The 18,731-nt window shown below is 60.2% G+C and carries 14 protein-coding genes; 8 read left to right on the top strand and 6 right to left on the bottom strand.

The window, feature by feature from the left end; all coding sequences use genetic code 11:
* The first annotated feature begins 87 nt into the window (after nt 1–87).
* Nucleotides 88–672 carry a TMEM175 family protein gene (locus tag AWB69_RS19870; protein ID WP_062087837.1) on the top strand — a complete coding sequence of 195 codons (585 nt, stop codon included), beginning with the start codon at nt 88–90 and terminating at the stop codon, nt 670–672.
* Between the two features lie 71 nt (nt 673–743).
* Complete coding sequence (locus AWB69_RS19865; RefSeq protein WP_062087836.1) at nt 744–1,208, top strand: metallophosphoesterase family protein; 465 nt, start codon at nt 744–746, stop codon at nt 1,206–1,208.
* 138 nt (nt 1,209–1,346) lie between these two features.
* Here AWB69_RS19865 and proP read toward each other — a convergent pair whose 3' ends face one another.
* The 3 genes from proP to argA form a co-directional block, all read right to left on the bottom strand.
* On the bottom strand, nt 1,347–2,813 hold the full coding sequence (gene proP / locus AWB69_RS19860; protein WP_062087834.1) for a glycine betaine/L-proline transporter ProP: 1,467 nt from the start codon (nt 2,811–2,813) through the stop codon (nt 1,347–1,349).
* A 633-nt stretch (nt 2,814–3,446) separates the two neighbouring features.
* Nucleotides 3,447–3,722, bottom strand: a complete 276-nt coding sequence (locus tag AWB69_RS19855) for an oxidative damage protection protein (RefSeq protein WP_047896384.1) — start codon at nt 3,720–3,722, stop codon at nt 3,447–3,449.
* Nucleotides 3,723–3,813: 91 nt separating this feature from the next.
* Nucleotides 3,814–5,184, bottom strand: coding sequence for an amino-acid N-acetyltransferase (gene argA, locus AWB69_RS19850; protein WP_062087832.1), 1,371 nt, complete (start codon nt 5,182–5,184; stop codon nt 3,814–3,816).
* A gap of 22 nt (nt 5,185–5,206) precedes the next feature.
* Between argA and hrpA the strand changes: the two genes are divergently transcribed.
* A complete protein-coding gene (gene hrpA, locus AWB69_RS19845) occupies nt 5,207–10,465 on the top strand; it encodes an ATP-dependent RNA helicase HrpA (RefSeq protein WP_407923046.1) in 5,259 nt (1,752 codons plus the stop codon).
* A gap of 111 nt (nt 10,466–10,576) precedes the next feature.
* On the opposite strand, the gene AWB69_RS19840 is transcribed toward hrpA, so the two are convergent.
* Together AWB69_RS19840 and AWB69_RS19835 are read right to left on the bottom strand one after the other, a co-directional pair.
* Nucleotides 10,577–11,128, bottom strand: coding sequence for an outer membrane protein assembly factor BamE (locus tag AWB69_RS19840; protein ID WP_197500279.1), 552 nt, complete (start codon nt 11,126–11,128; stop codon nt 10,577–10,579).
* A gap of 90 nt (nt 11,129–11,218) precedes the next feature.
* A complete protein-coding gene (locus tag AWB69_RS19835; protein ID WP_075643952.1) occupies nt 11,219–13,153 on the bottom strand; it encodes a YadA-like family protein in 1,935 nt (644 codons plus the stop codon).
* 526 nt (nt 13,154–13,679) lie between these two features.
* On the opposite strand from AWB69_RS19835, the gene AWB69_RS19830 reads away from it, so the two are divergent.
* The 4 genes from AWB69_RS19830 (at nt 13,680) to AWB69_RS19815 (ending at nt 17,637) form a co-directional block, all read left to right on the top strand.
* Nucleotides 13,680–14,681 (top strand): YVTN family beta-propeller repeat protein, encoded by a 1,002-nt coding sequence (locus AWB69_RS19830; protein WP_062087826.1) that lies wholly within the window; start codon nt 13,680–13,682, stop codon nt 14,679–14,681.
* Between the two features lie 54 nt (nt 14,682–14,735).
* Nucleotides 14,736–15,755, top strand: a complete 1,020-nt coding sequence (locus tag AWB69_RS19825) for a sterol desaturase family protein (RefSeq protein WP_062087824.1) — start codon at nt 14,736–14,738, stop codon at nt 15,753–15,755.
* 189 nt (nt 15,756–15,944) lie between these two features.
* The gene (locus AWB69_RS19820) at nt 15,945–16,802 is read left to right on the top strand and encodes an EI24 domain-containing protein (RefSeq protein WP_062087822.1); all 858 of its coding nucleotides are present in this window, start codon (nt 15,945–15,947) and stop codon (nt 16,800–16,802) included.
* 22 nt (nt 16,803–16,824) lie between these two features.
* On the top strand, nt 16,825–17,637 hold the full coding sequence (locus AWB69_RS19815; RefSeq protein ID WP_062087820.1) for a competence/damage-inducible protein A: 813 nt from the start codon (nt 16,825–16,827) through the stop codon (nt 17,635–17,637).
* A gap of 60 nt (nt 17,638–17,697) precedes the next feature.
* Here AWB69_RS19815 and AWB69_RS19810 read toward each other — a convergent pair whose 3' ends face one another.
* Nucleotides 17,698–18,162 carry a rhodanese-like domain-containing protein gene (locus AWB69_RS19810; protein ID WP_062087818.1) on the bottom strand — a complete coding sequence of 155 codons (465 nt, stop codon included), beginning with the start codon at nt 18,160–18,162 and terminating at the stop codon, nt 17,698–17,700.
* A 367-nt stretch (nt 18,163–18,529) separates the two neighbouring features.
* Between AWB69_RS19810 and AWB69_RS19805 the strand changes: the two genes are divergently transcribed.
* On the top strand, nt 18,530–18,731 hold a 202-nt coding region (locus AWB69_RS19805; protein WP_197500278.1), incomplete at its 3' end, for a glutamine synthetase beta-grasp domain-containing protein.

Below are 18,731 nucleotides of genomic sequence, written 5' to 3'. Positions count from 1 at the left end.
CGACCGTGTCAGGGCCACCCAGGCCGCAAGGCTATCGACCGCCGCGTCGCAACGAGCAAGCACGAGCAAGCACAAGAAAGGACGAAGATGGGCACGAACCGGATCGAAGCATTCAGCGACGGCGTGATCGCCATCATCATCACGATCATGGTGCTGGAACTCAAGGTGCCGCATGGCGCCGATCTGGTGTCACTCAGCGCGCTCGGCCCGGTGTTTTGTGCCTACGTGCTGAGCTTCGTGTATGTCGGCATCTACTGGAACAACCACCATCACCTCATGCACGCAGCCAAACGCGTCAACGGCAGCGTGCTGTGGGCGAACCTTCACGTCCTCTTCTGGCTGTCGCTGCTGCCGTTCACCACCAACTGGATGGGCGAGAATCACATGGCGTCATGGCCCACCGCGCTCTACGGCTTCGACCTGTTCATGACGGCGGTCGCTTGGTACATCCTTACGCGTGCGTTGATCGGCCTGCATGGAGCCAACTCAATGCTGGAGCGCGCAATCGGCGCGGATCGCAAGGGAAAGATTTCCGTGGTGCTGTATCTCGTCGCCATCGCCGCATCGTTCTGGGAGCCGTGGGTCGCCGCGGCCCTGTATGCGCTCGTGGCCGTTGTGTGGCTCGTGCCCGACCGGCGCGTGGAGAAAGTCCTGCTTACCGAAGAACAATGACCTGCGCCGCGGTGATTTTATCGGCGTGAACAGTGCTACGCTCGGGCCATGAAGTCCTGCGAGCGAAGCCCATGTCATCTGTCATCCGCATCGGCATCATCTCCGATACCCACAACCTCGTTCGCCCCGAGGCGCTCGATGCGTTACGCGGCTGCGAGCACATCATTCACGCCGGCGACATCTGCAATCCCGCTGTCCTGGACATACTCAACGAACTCGCACCCGTCACCGCGGTCCGCGGCAACAACGACTCGGGCGCGCGGATCGACGACCTGCCTGAAGCGCTGACGTTTCATATCGGCAATACAGCGATTCATCTCGTCCACGACATAGCCGATGTTCCGAAGCAACTTGCCGGTATTGACGTGGTCGTGACCGGCCATTCGCATAAGCCTTTGATCGAACGCCGCGGTGCGACTCTGTTCGTCAATCCGGGAAGCGCGGGGCCGCGTCGGTTCAAGCTGCCGGTGACGCTGGGCATCATGCTGATCGACAAGGGCGAGGTGCAGGTGGAGATCGTTCGGCTGGTGGAGTGAAAGCAGCGTCAGCGGTCGCGTGGCTGCGACCGAAAGGCAAAGAGACCGTTCCACGTCACGTGGAACGGTCTCTTTGCTTTGCTCTGTTTTCGCTGTTGACTGAACGAATCAGAGACTGTCGATCACCTTGGCCCGGCGCTACGCGCGTGCGGTCGCTTCCGGCATCCGGTCATCCATTTCGGCTGCTTGCCGCACACCGCGCATCACGGCATGCGCTTCCGAGCGCGAGCCCACGCACGGCGGCGAACCCTTCAGCGGTTTCCTGGCCGTCTCATGAAGCGCGAGCACCGAGACAATCCCGATTACCGACGCCCCCATCAGGTAGTACGCCGGCATCATCAGATTGCCCGTCGATGAAACCAGCCACGCCGTCACCAGCGGCGTCGTGCCGCCGAACAGCGAAACCGAGACGTTGAAGCCAATCGCAAGCGCGCCATAGCGGATCTTGGTGGGGAAGAGCGCGGGCAACGCGGACGGCATGGCGCCGGTGAAACATGAAAGCAACACGCCGAGAATCAGCATGCCGCCGAAGATTGGCAGCACGGTGCCCATGCGGATCAGCGTCAACGCGGGTATCGACAACAGCAGCAACCCGACGCATCCAAACAACATCACCGGCTTGCGTCCGACCTTGTCCGACAGATGGCCGGCCCCAAGCGTCATGGGCATCATCAGCACCATCACGATCAGGACGATGAAGAGCCCGTGCGTTTCGTTGAATTTCAGCGTGGCGCTAAGATAACTCGGCAGATAAGACAGCGCCATGTAATCGGTCACGTTGAAGATCAGCACCAGCCCGACGCATTGCAGCATCGGCCTCCACTGCTTGACCAGCATGTCGAGGAATTGTTCTTTTGGCGTGTTGTGCGCTTCGCTCTCACGCTTGTCGGCTTCGCGCTGGAATGCGGGTGTCTCTTCGAGCTTCAGCCGGATATACAAGCCGATCAACCCCATCGGTCCCGCGATCAGGAACGGAATGCGCCATCCCCAGGAGAGCAGCGATTGCTCGGACATCGTCGCGGTCAGCACCGCAACGCATCCTGCGCCCAGCACATAGCCCACGAGCGTACCGAACTCAAGAAAACTACCCATGAACCCGCGCTTCTTGTCAGTCGCGAATTCCGCGATGAACGTCGCCGCGCCGCCATACTCCCCGCCCGTTGAAAAGCCCTGGACGAGGCGCGCGACGAGCAGCAGGATCGGTGCAAAAATGCCGATGCTTCCATACGCCGGAATCAAGCCGATACAAAACGTGCCGATCGCCATCATGATCATGGTCATCGCGAGCACGCGCTTGCGGCCAATACGATCTCCCAGTGGTCCGAACACCATGCCGCCGAGCGGACGCACGAGAAATGCCGCGGCGAAGGTCCCGAACGTCGCGATCAGTTGCGCCCCCGGATTGGCCGACGGGAAGAACACCTTGCCGAGCGTCACCGCGATATAGCTGTAGACGCCGAAATCGAACCATTCCATTGCGTTGCCGATAGCCATGGCGCCGACTGCGCGCTTGAGCAGCGATTTATCGACGATGGTGATGTCGTCGAGCGACAGGTCTTTTTCGGGTTGCGGTTGTCGCCAGAGGCCGTCGTTCGGTGTTGCCATGAAGAAAAAGCTCCAGGTGTGTTGCCGAGCCGCCCGAGGGACGGTTCGGCGTGCGCATGAGCGCACGTTGCCGGGAAAGTGCGGTTTCGCGACGAGGCGAGTTTCAGTGCGTGCACCGAAAGCGGTGGCCCGCCCGTCGAACGCAGAGGAAATGCGCTAACGGTGCGATGGACAATGCGGAGGCCTCGCGCCGATGTCGCGAAATGGCACTTCGTGGGTAGCACGGGTACTGCGTGCACGGGTACTACGGGGATAGATGGCTGGACGCAGCTAAATTGGGCAACGGAGGCGCGAGAGGTGCATGAAAACGCGCTGCAGTCCGGTTGCGTGCTGTGTCACGGATTGAGAAGGCTTGAGAGCAACTTGTCCACGGGCAAATCCAGACCCGCGGAAGCCTCCACAACCACTCGCCGATATCTCGAATTAGCGCTTGAATGAATGCTTCACGCGCGTCATTGCTAAGAAATTGACTTTGAATTGCAGTTGGAAAGACGCAGATGTTAGCACGATGCAAGACGATGCGCAAACCGGGGCACGCAGGAGGGCGCTCTTGCCGGGTCGCAACGGTCATGCGAAAAGAAAAAGCCGGCCTCGAAAGGCCGGCTTTTCATCGCCGGAAAACGACTCGCGGGATCAGCTTTGCGTGGGCGGTACGTAGCCTTGGGCGGTGTCGGCACCTTCGCCAAAGAAGTACTTTTCCGTTTGCTTGAGCAGGTACTGGCGTGCGCGCGGATCAGCCATGTTCAGGCGGTTTTCGTTGATCAGCATGGTTTGCTGCTTGAGCCAGCCTTGCCACGCTTCTTTCGAGATCGTTTCATAGATCCGCTTGCCGAGTTCGCCCGGCAGGGGCGGAAAGTCGAGTCCTTCGGCTTCCTTGCCGAGTTTCGCGCATTGAACCATTCGGGCCATCTGTATTTCTCCTGTAGCGGGGTAGCTGGACGCCTCGCATCGGGCCGCGCATGAGTGCGCCTGCGACCGGACGAACACGTCTCGAAATAAGTTAGAGCTGCTTCATCAGTACAAGCGATTTACGTTGCCAGTTGTAGAGCCGGCGGCGGTCTTCAGGCAGATCGTCGACCGTCACCTTCACGAATCCGCGTTTGAGAAACCAGTGTTCGGTGCGCGTGGTCAGCACGAAGATATGCGTGAGGCCACGAGCGCGCGCCCGTTGTTCGACACGCTTGAGCAGGCGTTCGCCGTCGCCGGAACCTTGCGCTTCGGGCGAGACCGTCAGGCAGGCCATTTCGCCGATGCGTTCCTGCGTGTACGGATACAGCGCCACGCAGCCGAACAGCACGCCATCGTGCTCGATCACCGAGAAATGGTCGATATCGCGTTCTATCTGGTGACGGCCGCGCCGCACGAGCGTGCCGTCCATTTCCAGCGGCTCGATCAGCGTCAAAATCCCGCCGACGTCATCCGGCGTGGCTTCGCGCAGGCTTTCGAGATTCTCGTACGAGATCATCGTGCCCACGCCGTCATGCAGGAAGAGTTCGAGCAGGATGCTGCCGTCGAGCGCGTAAGGAATGATGTGCGCCCGCGCCACGCCACCGCGGCAGGCGCGAATGGTGTGCTTCAGGTAAAACGCCGCGTCGCCTTGCAGTTCGCCGCTTTCGTGCAGCCGGTAAGCGTCGTCCAGCGACATTTCACGCACCAGCTCGCCCTCTTCATCGAGGAGACCCGGGGTTTCGGTCAGGAAAATGATCTTGTCAGCGCGCAGTGCAATTGCCGCTGCCGACGCCACATCTTCCATCGACAAATTGAACGCCTCGCCCGTCGGCGAAAAACCGAGCGGCGAGAGCAGCACGAGTTTGCTGCTGGTGAGCGAGTGGCGAATGGAATCGCCGTCGATCTTGCGTACCACGCCGGTATGCTGGAAATCGACGCCATCCAGAATGCCGACCGGCCGCGCGGTCACAAAATTGCCCGATACCACGCTGATGTGCGCATGCGCCATCGGCGTGTTCGGCAGCCCCTGGCTGATCGCCGCTTCGATGTCGAGTCGCACTTCGCCTGCCGCCTCTTTCGCGGATTCGAGCGCGCGGGCGTCGGTGATACGTAAGCCGTGCGAAAACTCCGATTCCACGCCGTGCAGGTTCAACTGTTCTTCCACCTGGGGTCGCGAGCCGTGCACAAGCACAACGTGGATACCCATGGCATGGAGCAGTCCGACGTCCTGAACGAGGGCGTTCAGGCGTCCTTCCTGCACCAGTTCGCCGCCGAACGCGACCACGAAGGTCTTGTTTCGGAACGCGTGAATATAGGGTGCGACGGAACGCATCCATTCCACGAACTGGCCATGGTCATCAGGCGCTTCGGGCTCGGTCGTAACCGGCGGAGGCGCGGCGGGGAGGTCGGTTTGAGAATTCATGCCGGGATTATAATGCCGTGCTATGCCGAATGTTTCCAAACGTGCCGCCGATGCGGACAAGCTTGACCCCCAGGAGCAGTTGAAAAAGCTGCGTGAAGCGCTGCTGCGCGATGCCGCCGCACGCGAAAGCGATGGGGAAAATGAGGCCGATGACGACGCGGGGAGTGCCGTCAACCGCAAGAAGGAAGCGGCTGCGCGGCGCTTCGCGGGGGCATCGGGCGGTTCTGCTGCCGGTGCTTCCAAAGCGGCGGCGGGTGGTGCGGGCACGAGCTCGACTGCCCCGCAGACCGCGAAGAAAAATGTTCAGAAAAGCGTGGCGGGTTCGCCTGTGCTTTCCCGCGATCAGCCGAAAGGGTCTTCGAGCGCGGCTCCGTTTTCCCGGGAGCCCGCGCGGCGAAAAGACGAGCGCGGTGGTCTGGCCTTGTTATCGACTTTATTGTCTGAAAAGGACGTGGGTCCCAGCGTTTCATCGAATGCTGGTGATCGCCGTGACCAGGGCGCGAATGCACGTGTTTCGAACCAGGGTGATCTATCGGCGACGAAGCGGGCCGGCAGTAACCCTCCGGTAACCAATCCGCCCACGCCCCAGGTTCACCATGTTCATCCGGCCGCTGACGCTTTCGCGCAACAGCGGGTTGCACAGCAGCGTCCGGCACCGGCCAAAGAGGGGCGGCGTGAACCGGAATCTCGTATCAATGAGCGCGGCACTGCCGGGCAGCCGGCAACCGGTCATCGTGCGCAAGAACACCGGGGGCAGGACGGGAAAGTCGCGCGTGCTCAGAAACGGGTGCCGGACGTAAAACACACGGCTCACGATGCTCGCCCGCAAGGGCGTCCGGGCGGGGTGGAGAAACCTGCGGCTGGTCGCGAATCAGCGCGCAATGCCCAGCAACCTGAGCCGGTCACTGCCAATGCGCGCCCGCAACGTCACGAGCACAGCGCGAAAGCTGGTCACCTTCCTGCAGGGCCGCGTGACAACATGCAAGCGGCGGCGACCGGATCGGACCCGCAGTCGTCCCGGAACCGGCCGGCTGTCAACGTTGCGATTGTTTCGGAACGCGGCCCACGTCGTCGCGACGACGCGCAGCGGCCCGGAACGGTGTCCGAGCCGCTGCGGGACGCAGGGCCTTCGCTTAAGCCGCTCATGGCAGCGGGGTCCGAAGCATCGGTGGAACAACCTTCAGCGCGAAAATCCGAGCTAGCCAAGTTGAGCGCCGAGCAGGGCGCGCAGAGCAGTCCGCACGATGCCGAGTCTGGTGCTTCCGGCTCCCCGGATCGAGCGGCCCGGCCGCCTAAAGGAGAGCGTGCGGGAGAGCGCGCGTCCCAAAACGCTCAACAGCGCCCGAACGCGCAAACCGATGCTCCGAGCGCGCAGCGTCGCGACACCCCGCGCCCGCGCCGAGTGGTCGAGCCAAATCCCATTCCGCCGATCCATTTCCCGGAAACGCTGCCAGTCTCCGCTCGACGCGATGAAATCGCTGCCGCGATCCAGGCAAACCAGGTCGTGATCGTCAGCGGCGAAACGGGCTCCGGAAAAACAACGCAGTTGCCCAAGATCTGTCTGGCCCTCGGCCGGGGCCTTGGCGCGGGCGGTTCGGGGCTGATCGGCCATACGCAGCCGCGCCGCATCGCGGCATCGGCGACAGGACGGCGGATCGCTGAAGAACTCGGTACGCCGTTCGGGGAGGTGGTCGGCTACAAGGTGCGTTTTACCGACAACCTGTCGCCCGGCGCGTCAGTGAAGCTGATGACCGACGGGATTTTGCTGGCGGAAACGCAGACCGATCCGCTGCTCGCGGCCTACGACACGATCATCATCGATGAAGCGCATGAGCGCAGCCTGAACATCGACTTCCTGCTTGGCTATCTGCGCGAAATCCTGCCTCGACGTCCGGATTTGAAGGTGATCGTGACATCGGCGACGATCGATGCCGATCGGTTCGCCCGTCATTTCGGCAGCGACGAAAAACCTGCGCCGGTGATTGAGGTGAGTGGGCGGCTATATCCGGTCGAGGTGCGTTATCGCCCGGTCGAGGAAGACAGCCCGGCTGTAAAAGCCGCGCAGGGCACCACGCCCGGCACGCAGCAAAAAGATCGTCCGGAGCGTCCGAAAAGCCAACGTGAAAACGATCGCGATCTGATGGAAGCGATTGTTGACGCCGTCGATGAACTCTGCCGCGAAGGCCCCGGCGATGTCCTCGTGTTTCTCCCCGGCGAGCGCGAAATCCGCGACGCCGCCGAAGCGTTGCGCAAACACCATCCGCCGCACACGGAAATCCTGCCGCTGTTCGCACGTCTTTCCGCGGCCGAGCAGGAACGCGTGTTCAAGACGTCGAACGCACGGCGCATCGTGCTGTCGACGAACGTCGCGGAAACCTCCCTGACGGTCCCGGGGATCCGCTATGTCGTCGATACCGGCCTGGCGCGCGTGAAACGTTATTCGTATCGCAACAAAGTGGAGCAGTTGCAGATCGAACCGATCTCGCAAAGCTCGGCGAACCAGCGCGCGGGCCGTTGCGGGCGCGTGGCCGACGGTGTGTGCATTCGTCTCTACGAAGAAGACGATTACAACCTTCGCGTGCGCTTCACCGATCCGGAAATCCTGCGGTCATCGCTGGCCGCGGTGATCTTGCGCATGAAGTCGCTGCACCTGACGGCCATCGAAACATTTCCGTTTCTCGAACCGCCGCCGGGTCGTGCGATCGCCGACGGTTATCAACTGCTGAACGAACTCGGCGCAGTCGATGACGACAACGCGCTCACGCCCCTCGGCCGCGAACTGGCGCGTTTGCCGCTCGATCCGCGCGTTGGCCGGATGATTCTTGCCGCGCGCAATCATCAGTCGCTGCGTGAAGTGTTGATCATTGCCAGCGCGTTGTCCGTTCAGGACCCGCGCGACCGTCCGATCGAGGCGCAGGAACAAGCGGATCTGGCGCACAAGAAATTCGCCGATGAGCGTTCCGAGTTCCTGCAGTGGACGAAAATCTGGGCGTGGTTCGAGGATGCGATCGCGCACAAAAAGTCGAACAAGCAGCTCACCGATGCGTGCCGCGCGAACTTTTTGAATCACGTGCGTCTGCGTGAATGGCGCGATGTGCATTCGCAATTGCTGACCGTCGTGCGCGAACACGGCTGGCGTCTGAACGAATCCGAGGCGACGTTTGAGCAGATTCATCTCGCGTTGCTGACCGGTCTGCTCGGCAACGTGGGCCTCAAGGCCGATGACGAGCCGTACTACCTCGGCGCGCGCGGTATCAAGTTCTATCTGTGGCCGGGTTCGGCTCTGCTGAAGAAGGCGGGGCGCTGGGTCGTAGCGGGTGAACTCGTGGAAACGAGTCGGCTTTACGCACGCTGTATCGCGAAAATCGAGCCTGAATGGCTTGAGCAAGTTGGCGCGCATTTGCTGCGTAAATCGATTTCCGAACCGCATTGGGAAAAGAAAAGCGCGCAAGTCGCAGCGTTCGAACGCGCAACGCTGCATGGCCTGACTGTCTACGCTCGCCGGCGCGTGAGTTTTGGTAAACAAGACCCGGAGCGGGCGCGTGAGTTGTTTATTCGCGGCGCGCTGGTGGACGGCGAGTTCGAGACCAAACTGCCATTTTTTGCGCACAATCGCAAGCTGCTCGCGGATATCGAACAGCTGGAGCACAAGTCGCGCAGGCAGGATGTGCTCGTTGACGACGAATTGATCTTTGGTTTCTACGATTCGCTAGTGCCGAAGGGTATCTATTCGGGCGCGGCATTCGAACGCTGGTATCGCGATGAGGAAAAGAAGGAGGGCGCGTCGCGCCGGTTGTTCCTGTCACGCGATGACCTGATGCGTCACGAAGCCGCCGGCATCACGACTGATCTGTTCCCGAAACGGATGACGATGGCCGGCATCGAAATGACGCTCACCTATCATTTCGAGCCGGGTTCTCCTCGCGATGGCGTGACGCTGGCCGTCCCGCTATTCGGCCTGAATCAAGTCGATGCCCGTCGTTCGGAATGGTTGGTTCGCGGCATGCTGAAGGAGAAGATTCAGTTGTTGCTGAAGTCGTTGCCGCAGAAATTGCGGCGGCATCTTGTGCCGCTGCCCGAGTTTTCCGCGGGTGTGGTCGAGCGGCACAGCGGCAAGCCGTTCGGCGCGGGCGGTTTGCTCGAAGCGCTGATTGTCGACATTCGCGAGCAGACGCAGATCGCGATGAAACAATCGGACTTCAAGCTTGAAACGCTGCCGGCGCATCTGTTCATGAACTTCAAGGTCATCGACGAACACGGCAGGCAACTCGCGATGGGCCGTAACCTTGCCCAGTTGCGGACTGAACTGGGCGGTCAGGCACAGCAGCATTTCCAGAAGCTCGCTGCGGGCGCGACATTGGATATCGGCAATGACGCGGCGGCGCCAGTGACGCGAAACGCATCGGCATCCGACTCTTCGAGTACGGCGCTCTACGAAAACCTCACCACATGGGATTTCGGGAAGTTGCCCGAATTGCTTGAAATCCGGCGGCGCGGTCAGACGCTGTTCGGCTATCCGGCGTTGATCGATCGGGGAACGCATTGCGACGTTGAAGTATTCGATTCGCCGGAAGAAGCGGCACGGATTCATCGGGCCGGTTTGCGTCGGCTGTTTGCATTGCAGTTGCGTGAGCCGATCCGGTATCTCGAGCGCAATTTGAGTGGATTGCGGGAGATGTCGCTGCAATACATGGCGCTGGGTACGCAGGAGGAGTTGGGCAGCCAGATTATAGAAACGGCATTGGATCGCGCGTGTCTGCAAGATCCGCTTCCCGATAACGATACGGATTTCTACGCGCGTCGCGATCAGGGCAAGAGCCGGTTGACGCTGCTTGCACAAGAAATTGCACGGCTGGCCGGGCAGGTTCTGGCGGAATACGCGATGGTGTCAAAGAAATTGGCGCAGGCTAAATCGTTTGGCGCACCGTACGCGGATATGACCGCGCAACTGAACGGGCTGATTGGCAAGCGTTTTATTATCGATACGCCATACACGCAGTTGTCTCACTTCCCACGTTATCTGAACGCGATGGCGCTGCGAATCGACAAGTTGAAGGCGGATGCTGTGCGGGACGCGCGGTTGTCGGCGGAGAGTGCGCCGTTGCTGCAAAACTATCAGCGGGCGATTGCGCAACGCGGCGGGGTGGCGGATGCGCGATTGAGCGAATACAGGTGGTTGCTGGAGGAATTGCGCGTCTCGCTATTTGCGCAGGAACTGCGTACGCCGATGCCGATATCGGTCAAGCGCTTGTACAAAGTGTGGGAATCGATGCAACGATAAGGCACGTGAACAGCGGGCACGTAAAAAAGCGGGCACGCAAAAAAGCGGGCACGCAAAAAAGCGCGAGACCCGGCGGATAGCCGGGCTCGCGCTTTAAGCGTTTTTACGACGTTACTTTGTTGTTGCGCCCGGGCTTTCAACGACGTCGAGACTCAAAGGCGTTGCTGTCAGAACAGCGGCTTCAGAACTCGCCGGATCGCTAGCCTCGGTGCTGACAGGGGCGACCACATACTTCTGCCATTTGCCGTCGGCAAGCGTTTCCACGTTGTCGCCGCATTTCCGATAGAAATTGCGAGCTGCATCATGCGAGGTGAATACGGCCTTCAACTGGCAGACCATTTGCGGCGTGCCGGCGTCGTTCGTTACGTTCAGCACGTAGTCCCATTCACGAACGCCGAAGAACCCTTCCTGGAACTGGGGACGGCCGAGGAGAGACGCGACCTGATTCTTGGTCATGCCGGGCTTGAGCTTGCGCAACGCTTCCGTCAACGGATAGCTACCACCGATATTCGACGCCGATTCAGGAGCCGGAAATACCAACTGGTCTTGACCGCCGTTGCTGGTAAGCCGGCTACCGGTGCCGCACGCTGACAACAAAAGGGTTACTACAAGCGGAGCAGCGAAAGGAAGTGCACGCGATGGCTTGCGGAGGGTGAAGTTCATCTCTTGATCGGATTCCGTTGTTTTCATTAACTCGGTGTCGCGGGCTTTTGCAGATCGCCCGCGACACTACCTCTACCTGGCTGTGCTGGCTTACCAGTGCATGCCGGCGCCGACCGAGACGCCGAACTGACCGCGCGTGCTGGTCGTGCCGCTTACTTTGTAGGCCCAGATACCGTTATCGGAGAGTTGCGACACTCCGATAGCCACTGCCGATTGACCGCCGTAGGTGCCGCCGCCCAAGGCCACCATGCCGCGGCCAGGCAACACTGCTTGCGGCAAGCCTGCTACTGCAAGCGCCGCTGCCGTTCCGGCGTACGCATCGCGACGCGTACCTTCCGTCTTGGAGTCCGTGTAGTCGTTGGCCTGCTTCAGCGTGTTGCCGGCGCTTTGGTTCAACTGGTTCACGTTGACTGCGTCGGTGCCTTGGGTACCGGCTGCGACGTTCGTGATCTGACGTTCGCTGCCGGCAGCGCCAACCGATACCGTGTTCGCGCGATCGGCAACCGAATTCTGACGGAGCGCAACGGCATCGCTCGCAGACGCCTGGGCGCCGTTGCCCATGGCAACCGATCCCGTGCCGGTCACCACTGCGTTCTGGCCGAGCGCAACCGAGTTGTCGGCGGAGGCTTGGGCCCCGCTGCCCATGGCCACGGAGTCCGCGCCGGTTGCTGCTGCGTTCGCGCCTGCCGCTACCGAGTGGACGCCGGTTGCCGACGCGGCGTCCGTGCTGGGCGAGCCGTCTGCGCTGAACAGGGGATCACCGGCGTCGATCACAGCATTCTTGACTGCGCTAGCGACGGCGTCGTTCACCGCATTACCGACGGATGCATTGACCTGGCCAATCGCATCGTTCAATTGGCCGACATTGACGGCGTCATTCGCGTCGATTCCCGCTGCGACGTTATGGATAGCGGTGCCGCCATCGCCTTCGAGGGTGACGTTGCCGTGATCGACCGAGCCATCAGCGTTACGGTCATATTTGACCGCGCCATCCGCGCTCGCCGCCGCGGCCGTTGCCTGGTCGCCTACCGCTTTCAACTGCGCGACGTTGACTGCGTCGGTGTCTGCCGCGCCGGCTGCGACGCCGCTGATCGTGCGTCCGCCAACGTTCACTTCACCTGTCGATGTTTGCGGGTCCGACAAGCCATAAGCGGCATAGCCGGATTGCGCACCAACCGTGGTTGCCGATCCGGCGCCGAGTGCCACGCTGTTGGCATTGTTTGCGATTGCGTTGTTGCCGATCGCGATTGAATTTTCGAAAGCCGCGTTGGCGTTGGCGCCAACGGCAATGCTGCCCGAGCCGGCCGCGATTGCCGAATGTCCGACGGCGAGAGCATCGACTTCGTTCGCTTGCGCCGAAGCGCCGACAGCGGTTGCCCCGTCGGCCGTAGCGGCTGCATGCGCGCCCAGAGCGTTCGACAACGCGCCGTCCGCCTCGGATCCGTTCCCGAGTGCAATGGATTCAGCACCATTCGCGGCGGCGCCTGATCCGACGGCGACAGCGTTGGTTGTTGCGACCGACGCGTTGCCGACCGCGATCGCGTTTTCGTCGTTCGCATTCGCCGCGACGCCGACCGCTACGGCGTTTTCGCCATTCGCTTGCGCAAAGGCGCCAACGGCCGAGGCGTTATCGCTTGCTGCCTGGGCAAAGGCTCCGACGGCGGTAGCGCCGCCACCCGATGCGGCAGCGTTCGCGCCCACCGCGCTCGCGAGTAGATTGCCGGCGTTCGAACTGACGCCGATCGCCGTTGCCTGGTCGCCGTTTGCGACCGAATTTTCCCCGGCAGCGTACGCGTAGACACCCGACACCTTCGGGGCTGCCATGAGCCCCGCTTTCGGCGCTGCCCAATCGTCGCCAACCTGCGCGTGAGCCGGCGCTCCCGCCAACAAGCCGCCAATCATTGCCGCCTGCGCGATCCCGAGTTTCGCCGAAGAGGACCGCTTGGTCTTCGACCTCGACGTCTCGGAAGCCGCCACCCACGCGCCAGAGGATTCGTTCCAGACTGCTTTGAAAATTCTATTCATGAAAGAAGGATGTCTAACAATTTGACAAAATACATGTCAGGTTGATCGATGAAACGCTTCGCGCTTATGCCCGCATTGCTGCGGCGAACCATAAGACGTGACCGATCCTTGTAACGAGGACCTCCCGCTTCGCAAATTCTGGCCCGCTCGGGCGTTGGACAGTCTTCCTACATTGCTACGCTTCGGACTCAGAAGCTCGGGATGATGGCGTTTATCGAGTCAGCTAAATACACGACTTTTCCTAAAAATATTCGAGAGCCGCGATATAAAGTTCGGATTACAAAATAATTGAAAAATACGTAAAATATCGTCGCACTTTCGGTGCAAGACGGCCGGGGGCGGGCGATTGATCTGCCTGTTGATGGCTTCTCGTTCGGTCCGGGTTGATTTCCCTCGAACGTGAGCGCGGACGGCTGTCACGGCGTTCGTGGCGCCAGTGGTAAAAAAGTACCGAAAGCCCTTTTGCATCAAGCTTCGAATGACTCAAACGTTCTACAATGGCGGCTGTTTTCTGACCTGAGTTTTCATGCGCAATTTTCTCCGTACTCGTTTCGCGCGCGCGACCGCTGTATTGATCGCTGCTTTTTCCATTACCGTGCCGGTTCACGCCAATAACGTGATCGTGCTCAATTCCGGTGAGGCCACGCTGAGTTTTATCGACGAAACGACGCATCAGGTCGTGTCGACCATTCCCACAGGCAAGGAACCGCACCATTTGATGGCGACGCCGGACAACGCGTCGCTGATCGTCGCGAACTCGGTGTCGAACAATTTGATGTTCATCGACCCGAAGACGGGCAAGCCGCAGCGCTGGGTCGAAAATATCGAGGACCCGTATCAGATCGGTTTCTCGCCGGACAAGAAATGGTTCGTCTCCACCGGCTTGCGGCTCGACCGGCTGGATATCTACCGTTACGACGGTGCCAATATCTCGATCGCGAAACGCATTCCGCTGGCGGTCATGCCCAGCCATATCGCGTTCACGAACGACAGCAAGACAGCGTTTATCTCGCTGCAGGTGTCAGGCGAAGTCGCGGCGATCGATCTGGCAACGCAGACGGTGAAATGGAAGATGAAGGTCGGCCCCGTGCCGGCGGGCCTCTGGATGACGCCCAACGATAAATACCTGTTGGTCGGCATGACCGGCGCGGACTATGTCGCGGTGGTGGACTGGCGCGACCAGAAGATCATTAAAACGATCAAGACGGGCAATGGTGCGCATAATTTCCGCTCGCTGGCGGACAGCAAGCATGTGCTGGTGTCGAACCGGGTCGCAAGCACGATCAGCATCATCGACCAGGATTCGCTGACGAACGTGGGCGACATCACGGGTTTGCTGCCGGGGCCGGACGACATGGAGCTTTCCGCTGATAAACGTTATCTTTGGGTGACGTTCCGGTTCGCGAAACGTGTGGGTATCATCGACATGACCAACCGCAAACTCATCCAGACAATTGCTGTGGGCCGTTCTCCTCACGGGATTTACTTTTTCGATCGAGCTCCGGTGACCGGTCCGAACGGTGGTTGAGATTGTTGATTGAATCATCGGTTTAGTGGCAACGGGTAAAAGTAACGGAGCACCATGTTTCAATCCATCTTCTCCATGCTCGACAATGTCGTTTCGACCATGCAGACGCTCCTGTACGTCGACGTGATTCAGCCGTTTCTGTTCAAAGTGGGTTGGATGGACTACGACGAAGACACATTCGACGCCCTCTATTGGGTAATCGTGGGTGTGCTCGAAGTTCTCGTCATGTATGCCATCCTGCGGCCGCTCGAAGCGTTGCGGCCCGCGGAGAAGTGGCGGGACCGCAAAGGCGTGCGCGTGGACGCGCTTTACACGTGGATCGTCAAGCTAGGTTTCTTGAACCTGTTTTTTTTCTTCACTTTCCAGCCGCTTTTCGACAGCTTCCAGGGCTGGTTGCGGCTTCACGATATTTCCAATATTGAACTCGACAACCTGTGGCCGGGCGTCACTTCCCAGCCCATCGTCGCGTTCCTGATCTATCTGATCGTGCTTGATTTCGTTGGTTATTGGTATCACCGGATGGAGCACCGAATTGGCATCTGGTGGGAGCTGCACGCGGTGCACCACAGCCAGCAAAAGATGTCGTTATGGTCCGACGACAGGAATCATCTGCTCGACAACATAATGCAAGCCGGCGTTTTTGCCACGGTTGCACTGGTGATCGGTGTGCCGCCGTCGCAATTCGTCGTGCTCGTCGCTGTGACCAACCTGATGCAAAGCGTCCAGCACGCGAATATTCGCGTGCACTTCGGCTGGCTAGGTGAGCGCCTGCTTGTCAGTCCCGCGTTTCATAGGCGGCATCACGCGATTGGCTACGGTCACGAGGGCACTGCATACGGGTGCAACTTCGGCGTGCTGTTGCCGTGGTGGGACATGATGTTCAGGAGCGTGTCCTGGAATCGCGAGCTCGAGCCGACCGGCATCCGGGATCAACTGGCTGTCGGCGATGTCCCCGGGCGTGATTACGGTAACGGTTTCATCTCGCAGCACTGGCTCGCGTTCAAACGGATAGCGCAACGTATTGCGTCGCGTCGCGCGACCCGTGCTCCGGGGTCGGATTCCGCCGCAGTCTGAGCGGCTCCAGCGAGGCTTACGGCCTTGCCCTGCCGCATCAGGTGCTCGCGCGTGGGCTCTTCTGTTTCCCTGTCGCCGGCCCCGGCCGGCGACGTTGTTTTACGCTGCAGCGTTAGCCATCTGGACGAGCAGCGCGGCATGCGCTCTCTGGTTTATCCTGTCTTCTTTCCCTTTAAAACGATCCTTTGCATGAATGACTTGCTGCGTTCGTTCGTGCGTGCGCTCGCGAACGCCTTTCATCCGAGAATGCTGTGGCTGACCTTCATGCCTTTCGCCGTGGCGACAGTGGCGTGGGGCGCCATCCTATGGTTTTTCTGGCAAACGTTGACAGGCGCTGCGCGTAACTGGCTTGACGGCTGGGCGCTATCGTCGGCAATGTATCGGCTTTTCGACTCCATCGGATTCTCGTCGCTGCACGCCGTGATTGCGCCGTTTTTCATCGCAATCATGGCGATTCCGCTGATTGTCATAACAATTTTGTTGCTGATTGCGACGCTTTCCATGCCCGCCGTGATCAAGCTGCTGACGCGGCGCCAATACGCTGCCCTTGAAATGCGGCGCGGAGGTTCCTGGTATGGGAGCCTCGGACACTCAGTCATCACCACGGTCGTGTGCCTCGTGCTGCTGGTCTTTACGCTTCCGCTTTGGTTGATACCGCCATTTTTCGCGATTATTCCGCCCGTCTTGTGGGGCTGGCTGACTTACCGCGTGATGACTTATGACGCGCTTGCGTTGCATGCAACTGCGCAGGAGCGGCGGACTATCGTGCGGCGCGCGCGCTGGCCTCTGTTTGGGATTGGCGTGATCAGCGGCCTGCTCGGGTCCTTGCCGACCATGTTGTGGGCGTGGTCGGTCTGGCTGGTGCCTCTGTTTCCGGTCGTGGCGGCGGTGACCATCTGGATCTACGCATTCATTCTCGTTTTTTCGGCACTCTGGTTTGCGCACTACTGCTTGCATGCGCTTGAGCATCTGCGGATAGAAACCGCTGCGGCTGCGCTTGCGCCAAGCGGTCCCGGCACGCCGCCAGAATTTCGAATTTCCGGCTAATTTTCACGATCAGGGAGCATTCATGGGCTTTGGCATGATCATCATTGGCGATGAGATTTTGTCCGGTCGCAGGACCGACAAGCATCTGCCGAAAGTTATCGAACTGTTGTCGGCGCGCGGTTTGTCGCTCGACTGGGCGGATTATGTTGGCGATGAGCGTGAACGCATCACCGCTACGCTCAAGCGGGCCTTCGCATCGGGGGATGTCGTTTTCTCGACGGGCGGGATCGGCGCGACCCCTGACGATCACACGCGGCAGTGCGCCGCCGCTGCACTCGGCGTGCCGCTCGAACTGCATCCGGAAGCGGCCGAACTGATCCGCGCGCGAATCCGCGAAACGGCGGGCGACAAGCCGGTGGATCTCGATTTGCCGGAAAACCTGCATCGGCTGAACATGGGCACGTTTCCGAAGGGCGCGAGCATCATTCCGAACAGCTACAACCGCATCCCGGGGTTTTCGGCCGGCAACATCCATTTCGTGCCAGGTTTTCCCGTCATGGCATGGCCGATGATCGAATGGGTCCTGGACACGAAATACGCGGACCTGCATCACGCGAAGCCCTATGTGGAGCGGTCGGTGCTGGTCTTCGGCTTGCCTGAGTCGCGTATCACGCCGTTGATGGAGTCAATCGAGAGCGACTTCGCAGGGGTGCGTGTGTTCAGCCTGCCAAGCGTCGGCGACGCCACGCGCGGTGCAGTGCTTGGGCGCGCGCACATTGATCTGGGCGTCAAGGGCGAGCCGGAAGCAGCGAATGCAGCGTTTGCCCGGTTGCGGGAGGGCGTGGCCGCGCTCGGCGGCGAGATTGTGGAGATTGAACCGGGCGCAGCAGCTTAATAAAGTAAAGGTCGCGGCGAGCCTGGCGGAGCCAGCAGGTAGTTACAGCAGGTAGTTACTTTACGCGCCGATCCAGGGCAGGCCGCGAAAGCACCAGCCGGAAACGGTTTTGCGATGACCCTGTCCGTCCTTGTCGCCCTCAAAGCCTTCGAGCAGATCGAAGGCTTTGGTGAAACCCTCCTTCTGAGCCAGGACTGCTGCCAGTTTTGAACGCGCAGCGCTACGGCAGAGGAACAAAACGGGTGTGTCGGGTGTGGCCACGTCGCGCAACTGCTGCATAAACGCCGCGTTTGGAACAGAGCCGGGATACTGAATCCACTCAATGTGCGAGTACTGTGCTGTATCTATAGCCGGCCGGCCGACCCAGTCGAGTTCTGCCCGCGTGCGCACGTCGACCAGGCGAACGGAGGGGTCGAGTTGAAGGAGCTCGAAAGCCTCAGCGGGCAAAATGGCTCCCGCGTAGGGCAACTGGTTTTGATCGGCGCGTTGCGTGGCCTGGGTGTACAACTGCTCGAGCGTGCTCATGGACGAGGTCTCCAATCGGACATTTTAATCAGGCATTCTAGCTCGCTGCCAGCGCCGCAATCACCCGCGGTTTACTGATTTAGGGGCACGCATCGGACTGGTGCGAAGCGTTTGAATTGCCCCGAATCAGTGCTAACGTTATGAGTCTTAGTTTCGAATGCACCGAATATGTGCATGACTATGCGATTTTGATCGAGTAAGCCCCTTGAAGGGTAATGGTGCTTCCCCGAAAAAGCGCGCAGCTTCAATTGCTTAGCGCAACAATGGTGCACTTGGCATGGAAGCTGCTTTTGACTCTACCGATGGTTTCGAATCGGTTAGGCGGCGAATTGATGTTCGTCGACTTTTGTTAATCAGGAGATAGGTAATGAGCAAATCCGTGGCCGACGTCATGCAACTCGTCAAGGACGAGGACGTCAAGTTTGTCGACTTCCGTTTCACCGACACGCGCGGTAAAGAACAACACGTTTCGGTGCCGGTCTCGGCATTCGACGAAGACAAATTTGAAAGCGGCCACGCTTTCGACGGTTCGTCTATCGCCGGCTGGAAGGGCATCGAAGCGTCGGACA

This window comes from Caballeronia udeis, assembly GCF_001544555.2.
Classification (GTDB): Bacteria; Pseudomonadota; Gammaproteobacteria; order Burkholderiales; family Burkholderiaceae; genus Caballeronia; species Caballeronia udeis.
This window is presented reverse-complemented; position numbering and strand designations above follow the sequence as displayed.

Coding starts and splice junctions, on each gene's coding strand:
- AWB69_RS19870 (WP_062087837.1), top strand. CDS start 88: ATGGGCACGAACCGGATCGAAGCATTCAGCGACGGCGTGATCGCCATC.
- AWB69_RS19865 (WP_062087836.1), top strand. CDS start 744: ATGTCATCTGTCATCCGCATCGGCATCATCTCCGATACCCACAACCTC.
- proP (WP_062087834.1), bottom strand. CDS start 2,813: ATGGCAACACCGAACGACGGCCTCTGGCGACAACCGCAACCCGAAAAA.
- AWB69_RS19855 (WP_047896384.1), bottom strand. CDS start 3,722: ATGGCCCGAATGGTTCAATGCGCGAAACTCGGCAAGGAAGCCGAAGGA.
- argA (WP_062087832.1), bottom strand. CDS start 5,184: ATGAATTCTCAAACCGACCTCCCCGCCGCGCCTCCGCCGGTTACGACC.
- hrpA (WP_407923046.1), top strand. CDS start 5,207: ATGCCGAATGTTTCCAAACGTGCCGCCGATGCGGACAAGCTTGACCCC.
- AWB69_RS19840 (WP_197500279.1), bottom strand. CDS start 11,128: ATGAACTTCACCCTCCGCAAGCCATCGCGTGCACTTCCTTTCGCTGCT.
- AWB69_RS19835 (WP_075643952.1), bottom strand. CDS start 13,153: ATGAATAGAATTTTCAAAGCAGTCTGGAACGAATCCTCTGGCGCGTGG.
- AWB69_RS19830 (WP_062087826.1), top strand. CDS start 13,680: ATGCGCAATTTTCTCCGTACTCGTTTCGCGCGCGCGACCGCTGTATTG.
- AWB69_RS19825 (WP_062087824.1), top strand. CDS start 14,736: ATGTTTCAATCCATCTTCTCCATGCTCGACAATGTCGTTTCGACCATG.
- AWB69_RS19820 (WP_062087822.1), top strand. CDS start 15,945: ATGAATGACTTGCTGCGTTCGTTCGTGCGTGCGCTCGCGAACGCCTTT.
- AWB69_RS19815 (WP_062087820.1), top strand. CDS start 16,825: ATGGGCTTTGGCATGATCATCATTGGCGATGAGATTTTGTCCGGTCGC.
- AWB69_RS19810 (WP_062087818.1), bottom strand. CDS start 18,162: ATGAGCACGCTCGAGCAGTTGTACACCCAGGCCACGCAACGCGCCGAT.